General features: G+C 64.9%; 10 protein-coding genes. 5 read left to right on the top strand and 5 right to left on the bottom strand.

What is annotated here, in order from left to right:
- The first annotated feature begins 45 nt into the window (after nt 1-45).
- On the top strand, nt 46-453 hold the full coding sequence (locus D8Y22_RS15665) for an SRPBCC family protein (protein WP_141465634.1): 408 nt from the start codon (nt 46-48) through the stop codon (nt 451-453).
- 214 nt (nt 454-667) lie between these two features.
- Here D8Y22_RS15665 and D8Y22_RS15660 read toward each other — a convergent pair whose 3' ends face one another.
- Nucleotides 668-1885, bottom strand: a complete 1218-nt coding sequence (locus D8Y22_RS15660; protein WP_141465633.1) for an NAD(P)/FAD-dependent oxidoreductase — start codon at nt 1883-1885, stop codon at nt 668-670.
- 256 nt (nt 1886-2141) lie between these two features.
- Here D8Y22_RS15660 and D8Y22_RS15655 point away from each other — a divergent pair, with 256 nt between their 5' ends.
- From D8Y22_RS15655 to D8Y22_RS15645, 3 genes are all read left to right on the top strand, one after another.
- The gene (locus tag D8Y22_RS15655; RefSeq protein WP_141465632.1) at nt 2142-2489 is read left to right on the top strand and encodes a winged helix-turn-helix transcriptional regulator; all 348 of its coding nucleotides are present in this window, start codon (nt 2142-2144) and stop codon (nt 2487-2489) included.
- Nucleotides 2490-2529: 40 nt separating this feature from the next.
- Nucleotides 2530-3078 (top strand): tRNA (cytidine(56)-2'-O)-methyltransferase, encoded by a 549-nt coding sequence (locus tag D8Y22_RS15650; RefSeq protein ID WP_141465631.1) that lies wholly within the window; start codon nt 2530-2532, stop codon nt 3076-3078.
- A 96-nt stretch (nt 3079-3174) separates the two neighbouring features.
- Nucleotides 3175-4749, top strand: coding sequence for a class I adenylate-forming enzyme family protein (locus D8Y22_RS15645; RefSeq protein ID WP_141465630.1), 1575 nt, complete (start codon nt 3175-3177; stop codon nt 4747-4749).
- Nucleotides 4750-4822: 73 nt separating this feature from the next.
- On the opposite strand, the gene D8Y22_RS15640 is transcribed toward D8Y22_RS15645, so the two are convergent.
- From D8Y22_RS15640 to D8Y22_RS15625, 4 genes are all read right to left on the bottom strand, one after another.
- A complete protein-coding gene (locus D8Y22_RS15640; RefSeq protein ID WP_141465629.1) occupies nt 4823-5287 on the bottom strand; it encodes a universal stress protein in 465 nt (154 codons plus the stop codon).
- Between the two features lie 265 nt (nt 5288-5552).
- Complete coding sequence (locus tag D8Y22_RS15635; RefSeq protein ID WP_141465628.1) at nt 5553-6350, bottom strand: SDR family NAD(P)-dependent oxidoreductase; 798 nt, start codon at nt 6348-6350, stop codon at nt 5553-5555.
- 226 nt (nt 6351-6576) lie between these two features.
- Nucleotides 6577-9303: a DNA mismatch repair protein MutS gene (mutS, locus tag D8Y22_RS15630; RefSeq protein WP_141465627.1), complete on the bottom strand. Its 2727-nt coding sequence runs from the start codon at nt 9301-9303 to the stop codon at nt 6577-6579.
- A 46-nt stretch (nt 9304-9349) separates the two neighbouring features.
- Entirely contained in the window at nt 9350-9646 is a 297-nt protein-coding gene (locus tag D8Y22_RS15625) for a methyl-accepting chemotaxis domain-containing protein (protein ID WP_141465626.1), read from the bottom strand.
- Between the two features lie 67 nt (nt 9647-9713).
- Here D8Y22_RS15625 and D8Y22_RS15620 point away from each other — a divergent pair, with 67 nt between their 5' ends.
- Complete coding sequence (locus D8Y22_RS15620; RefSeq protein WP_141465625.1) at nt 9714-11951, top strand: amino acid transporter; 2238 nt, start codon at nt 9714-9716, stop codon at nt 11949-11951.
- Nucleotides 11952-11994 lie beyond the last annotated feature (43 nt).

Here is an 11994-nt window from a genome sequence, read left to right as displayed (position 1 = left end):
GTAACAACGAGAGAGTTGAGGCCCTTCGGCCCGTCCTCTCGGACGATGACGCGCCTTCGAACGACGCAGACCCCGTCTGGCCTCCGACTCGAGGCCTCCCAAGTTCTCGCGGTCGCCCCTGAAACTGCCTGGGACCCCCTCGTAGATACGACGCGCTGGCCGGAGTGGTCGCCGGTAGTTACGGCGGTCGAGGCCACGGACCGTCGCGTTTGCGAGGGGACGACCGGTCGCGTTCGCACACCTGGCGTCTGGCTTCCTTTTCGAGTGACGACGTGTTCGGAGCGGCGCTGGACCTGGCGGATCGGCGGCGTTCCGAGTTCCGGCCATCGAGTCGACGATCTCGGCCCGCAGCGCTGTCGCGTCGCCTTCGAACTCCCGCTACAGTCGGCCGGCACGGCACCGATCTGTCTCGCAGCGCTCGAGCGCATCGACGAGTTGTTGACGGACGACTGATACGGTTTCCTGTCCGTCAGTTCCGGCCCAACCGCGACCCGGGCGGCGGCTGGGCCGGGACATCGGGACAGTAATCGTCTGATACGGACTGCTGGATGTCGGTACCGGCGCGACCGCGAGCAAATGCGGTCGTCCTGGTGAAACGACACAGCGGTCCGTATGGCTGGCCACACCGCCGGCTTCGGATTGTCGGGAGCGCCGACGACCCCGTCGGTTAGCGCTCGCGTCGCCAGTCGGAATACCCATCGAACCGAGCGATCGAGACGGTATCGTAGTGGCGCGTCGGATCGTCCTCGAGTACCTGTCGAGCGACGATCGAACCGACCGCGGGCCCGAGTTGGATTCCGGCGGGCGTGACCGCCAGCGACAGGCCGTCGATCGAGGTCCAGCCGGCCAGAGGGCGACCGTCGGGCGTTCGCGTGCCGAAACCGAGCCACTCGTCGGTGATCGTCGCCTCCTCGAGGATGGGCACCAATCGCGTCGCTGCCTCCAGTGCACGTTGGCGGTGAGTCTCGGACGGCGTGGGATCGCTCCTCTCGAACGCGTCTCGAGCGGCCGCGTCGTCGGGCGTATACGTCAACAAGATCGTCTCGTCGCGCTTCGGATGGATACCGACGGACGACTCGTGGTGTTTGATGGCCGGCAGCGTGTACGACAGCGGTTGCTCGAGCGTCAGCGCAAACACCGGCGATGGGACGCGGTCGACCGGGAGCTCGAGGCCGGCACCCTCGAGGAGCGGTTCGGTCCACGGCCCCGCCGCACAGATCACCTCGTCAGCGGCGACGAAGCCGTCCTCGGCCGTCTCGATACCGGTCGCACGGCTGCCCTCGGTCCGAACGGCCGTCACGGTCGTCCCCGTCCGGAACGTGACGCCGCCGTCTCTCGCCCGCTCGACGAACTCGAACGCGAGCGCCTGTGGACCGAGTGTGCTGGTCTCACTCGTGACGTAGCCGTACTCGGGTTGATAGAGTGCCCCCTCGACGAGCGCCGTCTCGAGGGGCGGCAGGAGAAACCGGTCGTGTAGCGACTCGCCTGGGACGTATTCCCGAAGGGTGTGTTCGAATCGCGACGGCTGAAGGCCGGCTCGTTCTCCGTCGCCGTCGCGATCGGGGTCGTCCGCGACGAGCCGCTCGAACGCGGCGGCACTGTCCTCGGTAGTCGCGACCCGGAGCCGACCGGTGTGGACGTAGGAGGGGTCCGCCGCCGGATCGGCGAAGAAGTCGTTGTACAACCGAAACCCGTAGGCTTTCAGCCGGCGAACGGGCTCCGGACCCGCCACGCCGATCATCGCGGTGGACTTCGCGGTCGTCGCGGAAGCCAGACCCGCTCGCTCGTAGACCGTGACGTCGTCGGCGCCTCGCTCGCTCAGGTGGTAGGCGACGCTCGCCCCGACGATCCCCCCGCCGACGATCGCGTAGCTGGTTCGAGTCACCGATACGACTACTCGAGACGACGTTCACTAGACTGTGGTGGCGGTCAATCTTGCAGCCATTGGACGCCCTGCTGGGATTCAGTTTCGCCACCACCGCATACCGTTACGGTGTCATCGAGACACAGGTACACCAGTCCGTATACGGGGGTATACGGCGTCGGCTTCCCGGCACCCGCGTGATGAGTGGCGAGCAGGGTGAGCGGTGGTTCGTTTCCGAACTGCTATAGGGCTCGGTCATCTACGATTAAACAGCCAGATGTCATCTCAACAGCCCCGTTCCCGCGCCGAAACTCCTGATGCCTGTCCCGTCATCGCCTCCCTCGAGCAGATCGGTTCCCAGTGGCGACTGGCAGTCCTTCACGAACTCCTTGAGGGCGAGCAACGATTCAACGAACTCAAGCGCTCGACGGGTGCCAACGCCCGGACGCTTTCCCGCGTCCTCGACGATCTGGGCGAGACGGGGTTCGTCGAGCGCCGAATCGAGGAAGACGCCCCTATCGCGACCTACTACAGCCTCACCGACAAGGGCGAATCCCTGGAACCGGTCTTCGACGAAATCGAGTGCTGGGCCGGTAGCTGGCTCGAGGGCGACGCACTCGAGTAAAAGCGAAACCCCCTAACCCGCGCCGGGAGTCCACTCGAGCATGCAGACGGCTCCCGAAGTCGCCGTCCTCCGGCTTGGCCACCGGCCTGGACGCGACGAACGCATGACGACTCACGTCGGGCTGACCGCTCGAGCGCTGGGCGGTGACCGGGTGATCCTCCCCGACAACGCCGGCCAGTCCCAGTCGACGGTCGCGGACATCACCGACCGCTTCGGTGGTCCGTTCGAAGCCGAACTGACCGAGTCGCCGAACGCGGTGATTCGCGAGTGGGAAGGACGCGTCGTCCATCTCACCATGTACGGCGAGCGCGTCCAGGATATCGAGGACGACGTTCGACGCGCTCACCGTGACGACGGCGAAGCGCTCCTCCTCGTCGTCGGCTCGGAAAAGGTTTCCTTCGACGTCTACGAGGCAGCCGACTGGAACGTCGGCGTCACCAACCAACCCCACTCCGAAGTCGCCGGGCTGGCCGTCTTTCTCGACCGCCTGTTCGACGGTCGCGAACTCGAGCGCGAGTGGGAAGACGCCGACCAGCGCGTCGTTCCGACGGCGACGGGCAAACGCGTCGAACCAGCCGACGAGTCGTAACGAACTCCCGCGGCGACTGTGCCATCAATCGCCCGAGGGTGGGCGGAAACTATGTAGAACATGAACGTTTATACCTAATTCACGGTATCGTCCACCATGGAACTCGCGGACATCGATCAGTCGGCCAGATCGGGCAACGTTGCGCGGCTGTTCGACGAGACGGCCGCCCACCACGGCGACGAACAGGCGATGGAACATCATGGCGAACGGACGACTCACGCCGAATTGCGCGAGTGGACCGCAGAATTCGCCGGCGGCCTCCACGATCTCGGGGTAGCGCCCGGCGACCGAATGCTGTTGTTCATGCCAAACAGTCCGGCGTTTCTCGTCGCTTCGCTGGGTGCGTTCCGGGCTGGCGTGGTCATCTCGCCGGTCAACCCACAGTACAAGCGCCGCGAGGTGGCCTACCAGCTCGAGGACACCCAAGCGAAGGCGATCGTCACCCATCCGTCGCTCCGGCCGGTCGTCGATCAGGCGACCGACGACGCCGGGATGGATCCCGCGGTGATGACCGTCGAGAGCAAGTACATGGACCGCGATCTCGAGGACACCTTCTTCGAGGACGTTCGCGGCGAGCCGACGCTGGTCGAGCGCGAGGACGACGACGTGGCGTTGCTTCCCTACACCTCCGGGACGACCGGCGATCCGAAGGGCGTTCGACTCACCCACCGCAACACCCGCGCCCAGCTCTCGTGGACGCTGTCGGCCTCCAACGACTCGATCGAACCCGACGAGGTTCGCAGCCTCATCTGGCTGCCGCTGTACCACATCACCGGCTTTACCCACACCGCACTCCAACCGCTTGCCGGCGGCGGCACCTGTTACTTCCGTAGCGCCCTCGAGTGGGACGCCGAGGACTGTCTGCAACTCATCGAGGACGAAGGGATCACCCACTTCGTCGGCGTGACGACGATGTACGCCGACATGGTCGCGGCCGACACGTTCGGCGAGTACGATCTGACAAGCCTCGAGTCGGCCTCCGAAGGCGGTGCGAAGCTCTCGACCGCGGTTCAGGAGCGCTTCGAGGAGACTGCCGGCGTCGACATCTCGGAGGGGTACGGGCTCACCGAGACCCACGGCGCGACCCACACCCAATCGGGCTCGACGTTCGGCCTGCACCACGGGACGATCGGCCAACCGCTCCGGATGACCGACTGCAAGATCGTCGACGAGAACGGCGACGAGGTCCCGCCGGGAGAGGAGGGGGAACTCCTCGTGCGCGGCCCGCAGGTGATGGACGGCTACCACGACCTCCCAGCGGCGACCGACGAGGCCTTCACCGAACTCGGTTACTTCCGGACCGGTGACGTCGCCCGTCGCGACGGGAACAACTACTACGAGATCGTCGACCGGAAGAAACACGTCATCGTCACCGCCGGCTACAACGTCTACCCAAGCGAACTCGAGAATCTCCTGCTCGAGCACGATGCGATCACCGACGCCGCCGTCGTCGGGATTCCGGACGAACGGCGCAACGAGGTCCCGAAAGCCTTCGTCGTCCCCGCCGCGGACGTCGAGGCGGGGACCGACATCACCGCCGACGATATCCAAGAGTACTGTCTCGATCGTGTCGCCGGCTACAAACACCCTCGAGAAGTCGAATTCGTCGACGACCTGCCCCGGACGACCAGCGGCAAGATCCAGAAGTTCAAACTCGAGGACGACGTCTAGACTTCGTATCGCGCTCGCTCGAGGGCGATTCGACTCGTGACGGTCGAATCGCCAGCAAAACGGACGGCGTGGGTTACTCCATGACGTCCAGATCGCGGAAGTAGGTGACCGGACAGGGTGCCTGGAGGATGATCTCCTGTGAAACCGAGCCGAGGACGGCTTTTTCCGCTGGCGAGCGCCGACGGCCGCCGACGACCATCCGGTCGGCGTCGACATCGATCGCCATGTCGACGACCTTGGTGCTGACTTCGCCCAACTCGCCGCGAATCTCGTAGTCGACGCCTTCCGCCTCGAAGGTCTCGGCGAGGTCGCCGACCGGCGGTCGCTTGGTAGCGACCTCGTCCGGGTCGACGTCGTCGACGCGCGCGTCGAAGCCGAGATCCTCCCGGAACTCCTCGTACTCGTCTTCGGTGAACGCGTGACCGATCACGACCGTCGACTCGAGCGGCCCCGCGATCTCGAGGACTGTCTCGGCCAGTTCGTCGGCCCGAACCGCGTCCATCGGCCCCACCGCCAGCAGTATCGTATCGATCGCCATGCCCCACACTGGCGGTGCAACCCGCTTAAGTATTCCCGTACTTGCAGTATTGCTGGAGTGGTACGGTCGAGCGACCGCGAGACTCCATTCGGCGGCGTCGGGGCTGGTACCGGGTCGCTACTGTTGCACACGTCGATTCCGATCGGCACCGCCGGTTTGGGACAACTGCTGCTGCTGCTGAGTTCGGTGATACCGATAGCAGAGTACGAGTCGACCGAACGCAGGAATTCCTAACAGGGAAACGATGCTGTCCGATCGACCGCCGTTACTCGAGGCCGAGGTCCTGGGACATCGAGTTGCCGGCCCGTGGAACGCCTTTGACGGTGATCGTCTCGCCGTTCATAAAGGAGGCAGCGGGGCTGACGAGGAACTGGACGGCGTCGGCGATCTCCTCGGTGTGGCCGATGCGGCGATCGGTCTTCTCTCGAGCGGGCATGTCTTCGCTATCGATACCCAGCGTGTCGGCGACGCCGGGGGTCTGGATCAGACCGGGTGCGACGCAGTTGACCCGGATGCCGTCGCCGGCCCACTCGGCTGCGATCGTCTCGGTCAGACGGATGATCGCCGCCTTCGAGGCGCCGTAGTGGCTTTCGCCAGGCGCGGCGTGTTGCCCGTTGACCGACGAGAGGTTGACGATGCGTCCGCCCGACCCCTCGCGCATGACCTCGCCGGCGAGTTGCATGCAGTGGACCGTACTGTTGAGATTCAAGTCGATGATCGTCTCCCAGCCATTGGCCGAGATGTCCTCGAAGGGCGCGACGAACTCGCCGCCGGCGTTGTTGACGAGGATGTCGATGTCACCGAACTCGTCGACGGTCTCGTCGACGAACGCTTGAACCTGCTCGCGCTCGCGGACGTTACACTCGACGGCTAGCGCCTCGCCGGCGTCGTCGGCATCGTTGATCTCGTCGGCGACCGGGCCGACGCGCTCGATCGATCGAGAGCAGATCGAGACGTTCGCCCCGCTGGCTGCGAGCGTCTTCGCGATTGCCTCGCCGATTCCCTGACTGGCACCCGTAACGATCGCCGTCTCGCCGGCGACGCTGTAATCCGGTTCGTGCATGCGACTAGGTCGCTCGTCACATGTTCATAATTGTACCGGAAGGATTCGTGCCGTGCCGGAACGTCCGACCGAAGCCGGCCGCTATCGTTGACTCACCGCCGACGGCACTGGCCTAACCCAGAGTGATTGTTGCAGCCCCTTGGCAGCGATCGCCGGCGAATACTTCCGTCGTCCCCGATTACACAGAGACAGCGCGAAAGCCCACGACTGAAGTCGTGAGAGGAGGTCAGTCCTCGAGTCGTCGCTGCAACTCCTGGACCTGCGAGATCAACTCGACGGGTGGCGTCGTGTTCACGTCGATATCGGTGAGATCCGCGAGGACGGCCTTCGCTTCGGGGTCGATCGTCTCTCCGTCGGCCGTCCCGTCGTCCGCGTCACCCGGGTCGCCGCCGTCGGCGTTTGCCGGCCCGCGGAACTGGCCACTCGAGAGGTCGAAGACGGTCTGGACGGGGTCGCTCGAGGCGCCGCCTTTGGCCTCGATGGCTTTCTCCTCGCGTAAGCGTTCTAAGACGTCTCTCGAGCGGTCGACGACGGGCTCGGGGACGCCCGCGAGATCGGCGACGTGGATGCCGTAGGAGCGATCGGTCGGGCCGTCCCGCACCGTTCGTAGGAAGGTCACGTCGCCGTCGCGTTCGTCGGCCGCGACGTGGACGTTCGCGACGCGGGGGAGCTTCTCGGCGAGCCCCGTCAATTCGTGGTAGTGGGTCGCAAAGAGCGTCTTCGCCTGAATCTCGTTGTGCAGATACTCCGTCGCCGCCCAGGCGATGGAGATGCCGTCGTAGGTCGCCGTCCCCCGGCCCACCTCGTCTAAGATGACCAGCGAGTCCTCGGTCGCGGTGTGGAGAATGTTCGAGAGTTCGCTCATCTCGACCATGAACGTCGAACGGCCCTGTGCGAGTTCGTCCAGCGCGCCGACACGGGTGAAGATGCCGTCGACCAGACTGATCTCGGCCGCTTTCGCCGGCACGAAACTACCGATCTGGGCGAGCAAGACGATACACGCGACCTGGCGCATGTAGGTCGACTTGCCCGACATGTTGGGTCCGGTGACGACTAGGAACCCGCGCTCCTCGTCTGCGTGCCCTTCGGCACGGTCCTGGTCGGCAGCCGTAGCCGCCGACCCGAGTGTCACGTCGTTGGGGACGAACTCGGTCGTTTGCTCGACGACGGGGTGGCGTCCCTGCTCGATCTCGAGCCGGTCGCCACGGTGGAGATCGGGTTCGACCCACCGGTTTTCGGCGGCGTGGGTCGCCAGACTCGAGAGGGTATCGATGGTCGCGAGCGCACGGCCGATGTCCTGGAGCAGTTCGGCCTGTGTCGCGACCTCTTCGCGGAGTTCCTCGAAGAGTTCGTACTCGAGGTCGCCACGTTGCTCCTCTAATCGCATGACATCGCGCTCTTTGGCCTCGAGCTCGTCGATCGTAAACCGCTTGGAGTTTTTCAGCGTCTTGATCTCCTCGTAGTGGTCGGGGACGCCGTCGGCCGCGGACTTGCCGACCTGGATGTAGTAGCCGTCGGTCTTGTTGCGATCGACCGTGACGTGTGAAAGGCCGTGCTGGCGTTTCTCGCGGTCGGCCAGCGTCTCGAGCCACGTCTTGATCTCCTCGTGGCGCTCGATCACGTCGTCGAGATTGTTGTCGTACCCGCGCTGGAAGAGCCCGCCCTGGGTGACCGTCGACGGCGGCTCCTCGGCGAGGGCGTCCTCGAGCGTTTCCCGGAGCTTCCCGGCCGCCTCGCGGTCCGGCTGCTCGACGATCTCTGGCAGCGGCGAGTCGGCCAATTCGGGCGTCGACTCGATCGTCTCCGCGATCGCGGGCAAGACCGATAGGGTGTCCCGAACGGCGAGCAGATCCCGAGCGTCGGCACTGCCGTGGGTCGCCTTCGAGGCCAGCCGCTCGAGGTCGTAGGCCTCCCCGAGCGTCTCCTGGAGTCGCTCGCGGGCAAGCGCGGCCGTCGACAGCGCTGCGACCGACTTCTGGCGGCGCTCCAACACCTCCAGCGAGCGACGTGGTCGACAGAGCCACTCCGTGAGACGGCGGCGACCGGCGCTGGTCTCGGTGTGATCGATCGTCGCGAACAGCGAGCCCTCGGTCTCGCCTTGCATGGTTTCGGTCAACTCGAGGTTGCGCTGGGTGGTTCTATCGAGCGTGACGTGGTCCTCACCCTGGTGGGTCTGGATGCGGGTCATCGAGGCGAGCACGCCCGCACCTGTCTCTTCGACGTAGGCCAGGATCGCGCCGGCCGCGGCCAGCGTCGAGTCACCGACCGAGAGCCGCTCGACGGTTTCCTCGCCGAACTGCTCGCGAACCGCGTGGGCGCTTCGTTTCGGGGCGAACGCCTCCGTCTCGTGCAGCGTCAACGTGGCGCCGAGGCGTTCCCGAACCGTCTGGAGCAGGTCGTCGTCGGTGCGAGCCTCGGGACCGGGAAGCACCTCCACGGGACCGAACCGGTAGAGTTCGGTCAGTGCTTCGTCGATGTCCTCGGCGTCGGCGACGAGAAACCGGCCGGTCGTCACGTCGGCAAAGGCGAGGCCGTAGGCAGCCTCGGTACCGCCACCTCGACCGCCAGCAAGCGCCTCGCCGTCGACCACCGCGGCGAGATACTGGGCGTCGGCGTCGGTCGTCTCGAGCAAGGTTCCGGGCGTGACGACGCGGACGATTTCGCGGGCGTGTCCCGACTCGGTTTCGTACTGGTCGGCGACGGCAACCCGATAGCCGCGTTCGACCAGCGCCTTGAGATAGGGCGTCAGGTCGTCGATCGGCACGCCGGCCATCGGATAGGACGAGCCGTGGGAGGACTTCTGGGAGACTTTGAGATCGAGTTCCTCGCTGACCCGCTGTGCATCCTCGCCGAAAAACTCGTAGAAATCGCCACACTGCATCGCCAACAAATCGGCGTCGGTGTCTTCTTTGAGCGAGAAGAACTCACCGACGATCCCCGTCGCCTCGGTCATAGTCGCTCGAGTGTGCTCCGTGGGGTAAAGTGTGGCGGGTTTTCGATCAGACGTCAGTCGCGTCTTCGGTGTCGGCGAGATCGTCGACCGACTCGACGATCTCCGTTACGCGTCGTTTGGCCTCTTTGTTCGCCTCGACGAGATCCTCGGTTTCGTCGGCCACCTCGTCTGCACGCCCCATCACCTCGTCGGCCATACCCGAAATTTCCTCGGTGCTTGCGGCTTGATCGTCGGTCGCCGTCGCGACTTCGTCGATACCAGTTGCGGATTCCTCGATCGCGGTCTCGATCTCGGTTAGGTTCTCGACGGTCTCTTCGACCAGAGTACCGTTCTGTCGGTACAACGATCGGGTGATGGGAACGGCGTCGAAAGCGACGGTTTAACAACCCTGATCGCTCACAGATCACTCAATGGGCCACGGAAGCGACTCGGATTTACGGCGTGACCTCGGCGTCTTTGCGGTGTTTACGATCGCCTCCGGGACGATGATTGGGGCCGGAATCTTCGTCCTCCCGGGACCGGCCGCAGAGGGGGCGGGTCCCGCTTCGGCACTCTCCTTTGGAATTGCAGGTCTGATCGCACTCGTCGCGACGATGTGTGCGGTCGAACTCGCGACGGCGATGCCTCGAGCCGGCGGCCCCTATTTCTTCACGAGCCGTGCGATGGGGCCGCTCGTCGGGACCGTCGTGGGATTCGGTGCCTGGCTCGCGCTGATTTTCAAGGGGTCGTTCGCACTCGTCGGGCTTGGCTGGTACGTCACCGAGTTTTGGGCGGTTCCCGTCCTCGCGGTTGCGGTCGTCGGCGGGCTCTTGCTGACGCTGCTCAACTGGATCGGTGCGGAAGAGTCCGGCAAGCTCCAGAACGCCGTCGTCATCGGTCTCGTCGCAATTCTGGCGGTCTTCGCCGGCGGCGGATTGCTGGCGTCGAATACGGACAACTGGTCGCCGTTCGTTACGACAGGCGTCGACGGCGTGATCACGACGACCGGACTCGTCTTCATCTCCTATCTGGGGATCGTCAAGGCGACCGCGGTCGCCGAGGAGGTCAAGGATCCAGGAACGACGCTGCCGCGGGCACTGTTTGCGGCCGTGATCTTCGTGACGCTGCTGTACGTCGGCGTCATGCTGATCGTCACCGGGGTGATGCCGATCGCGGACATCGCCGATAGCTCGGCCCCGGTGGCCGAGGCTGGCGGGCTCTTCCTCGGCGCGCTCGGCGGTGCAGTCATCGCGCTCGCCGGTATCTTCGCGACGGTTTCGACCGCTAACGCAGCCGTACTCTCCTCCTCACGATTCCCCTTCGCGATGTCGCGGGACGGGCTCGTCACGCCGAAACTCAGCGAGTCGTCGGCTCGCTTTGGAACGCCGACGGTCTCTATCTGGCTGACGGGAGGGATCATGATCGTACTCGCCTTGCTGCTCGACGTCGAAATGCTCGCGAAACTGGGCGGGACCTTCGGTATCCTCGTGTTCGCGTTGCTCAACGTTACCGTCGTCTTGCTTCGCAGTTCCCGGCCGGAGTGGTACGACCCGGACTACGAGGTCCCCTTCTCGCCGATCCTCCCGCTTGCCGGCGCGGCTGCCGCACTCCTGTTGATCCCGTTCATGGGCTTGCTCTCCCAGATCACCGCCATCGGGTTCGTACTGGTTGGCGTCGGTTGGTACTACGTCCAGACTCGAACCGGTCGACCGGTCCAACCCGATCACGACATTCGCGATCAGGTCCTCGGTGCTCAGTACCAGCGCTCTCTCGAGGAAAAGCGGTCCCAGATTGGTAACCTGACCACCGGCGGTCCGCACATCCTCGTCGAGACTGTCGAGGGCGAAACGAATCCACATCTGCTCACGGCGATGCGCTCGTTCGTCGACCGCTTCGACGCCGACCTCGACGTTCTCACCGTCACGGAGGTTCCGTCCCACGTTCCGTTCGCCGAAGCAGAACACGACGTCGACGACGACTGGATGGATCACATCGAACGCGACCTCGCCTTGGACGATCACGTCGTCCTCTTCGATCACGTTCGAACGCGAGATCAGACCGACGCCCTCCTCGAGAGCGTCAACGACCGAACCGAACTGGTGCTGGTCGACTGGCAGGACCCCATCCGAAAACACCACTTACAGGAGAGCCACGTCGACGAGATTCTGCGTTCGAAGTTCCCGGTTCGACTCGCCGTCCTGAAACCGCGAGGGACCGATGAGATCAGTGACATCGTCGTCGCGACCGAGACTGGGCCCTACGATCAGGCCGAAGTCGAACTGGCCGACGCCGTTGCCACTGTAACGGGCGCGAACCTGACGCTGTTGAAGGCAATCCCCGAGGGCGCCTCCGAGGAAGCGGCGACGTCCGCCCAGGCGTACCTCGAGGACCTCACGGATCTGCTCTCGAGTCCCGCCGAGACCGAACTCCTCCACGCGGCGAGCGTCGACGACGCGCTCGTCAGGCGGGCTAATCAGGCTGATCTGCTCGTCATGGGTGCGCCCACTCGTCCCGACCGGATGAGCGAGTTCTTCGGCCAGACGACCGACTACGTCGCCGCCGAGACTGACACCTCGGTCCTCGTCGTGAAGGAACCTGGGGTACAGGTGCCAATGACGCGACGTCTCTGGCGTCGACTCCGCCGATTCGCCGATCGGGATTCGACCTAACCCTGCTTTTCCCGTCGATCACATCCGGCGACGGCCGCCTACT

The organism is Salinadaptatus halalkaliphilus, assembly GCF_006543045.1.
Classification (GTDB): domain Archaea; phylum Halobacteriota; class Halobacteria; order Halobacteriales; family Natrialbaceae; genus Salinadaptatus; species Salinadaptatus halalkaliphilus.
Note: the sequence above shows the minus strand (reverse complement) of the source record. Positions and strands in the feature narration are given on the sequence as shown.

Excerpts from the sequence above, each read along its gene's own strand:
- D8Y22_RS15665 (WP_141465634.1), top strand. The coding sequence starts at position 46 with ATGACGCGCCTTCGAACGACGCAGACCCCGTCTGGCCTCCGACTCGAG.
- D8Y22_RS15655 (WP_141465632.1), top strand. The coding sequence starts at position 2,142 with ATGTCATCTCAACAGCCCCGTTCCCGCGCCGAAACTCCTGATGCCTGT.
- D8Y22_RS15650 (WP_141465631.1), top strand. The coding sequence starts at position 2,530 with ATGCAGACGGCTCCCGAAGTCGCCGTCCTCCGGCTTGGCCACCGGCCT.
- D8Y22_RS15645 (WP_141465630.1), top strand. The coding sequence starts at position 3,175 with ATGGAACTCGCGGACATCGATCAGTCGGCCAGATCGGGCAACGTTGCG.
- D8Y22_RS15640 (WP_141465629.1), bottom strand. The coding sequence starts at position 5,287 with ATGGCGATCGATACGATACTGCTGGCGGTGGGGCCGATGGACGCGGTT.
- D8Y22_RS15635 (WP_141465628.1), bottom strand. The coding sequence starts at position 6,350 with ATGCACGAACCGGATTACAGCGTCGCCGGCGAGACGGCGATCGTTACG.
- mutS (WP_141465627.1), bottom strand. The coding sequence starts at position 9,303 with ATGACCGAGGCGACGGGGATCGTCGGTGAGTTCTTCTCGCTCAAAGAA.
- D8Y22_RS15620 (WP_141465625.1), top strand. The coding sequence starts at position 9,714 with ATGGGCCACGGAAGCGACTCGGATTTACGGCGTGACCTCGGCGTCTTT.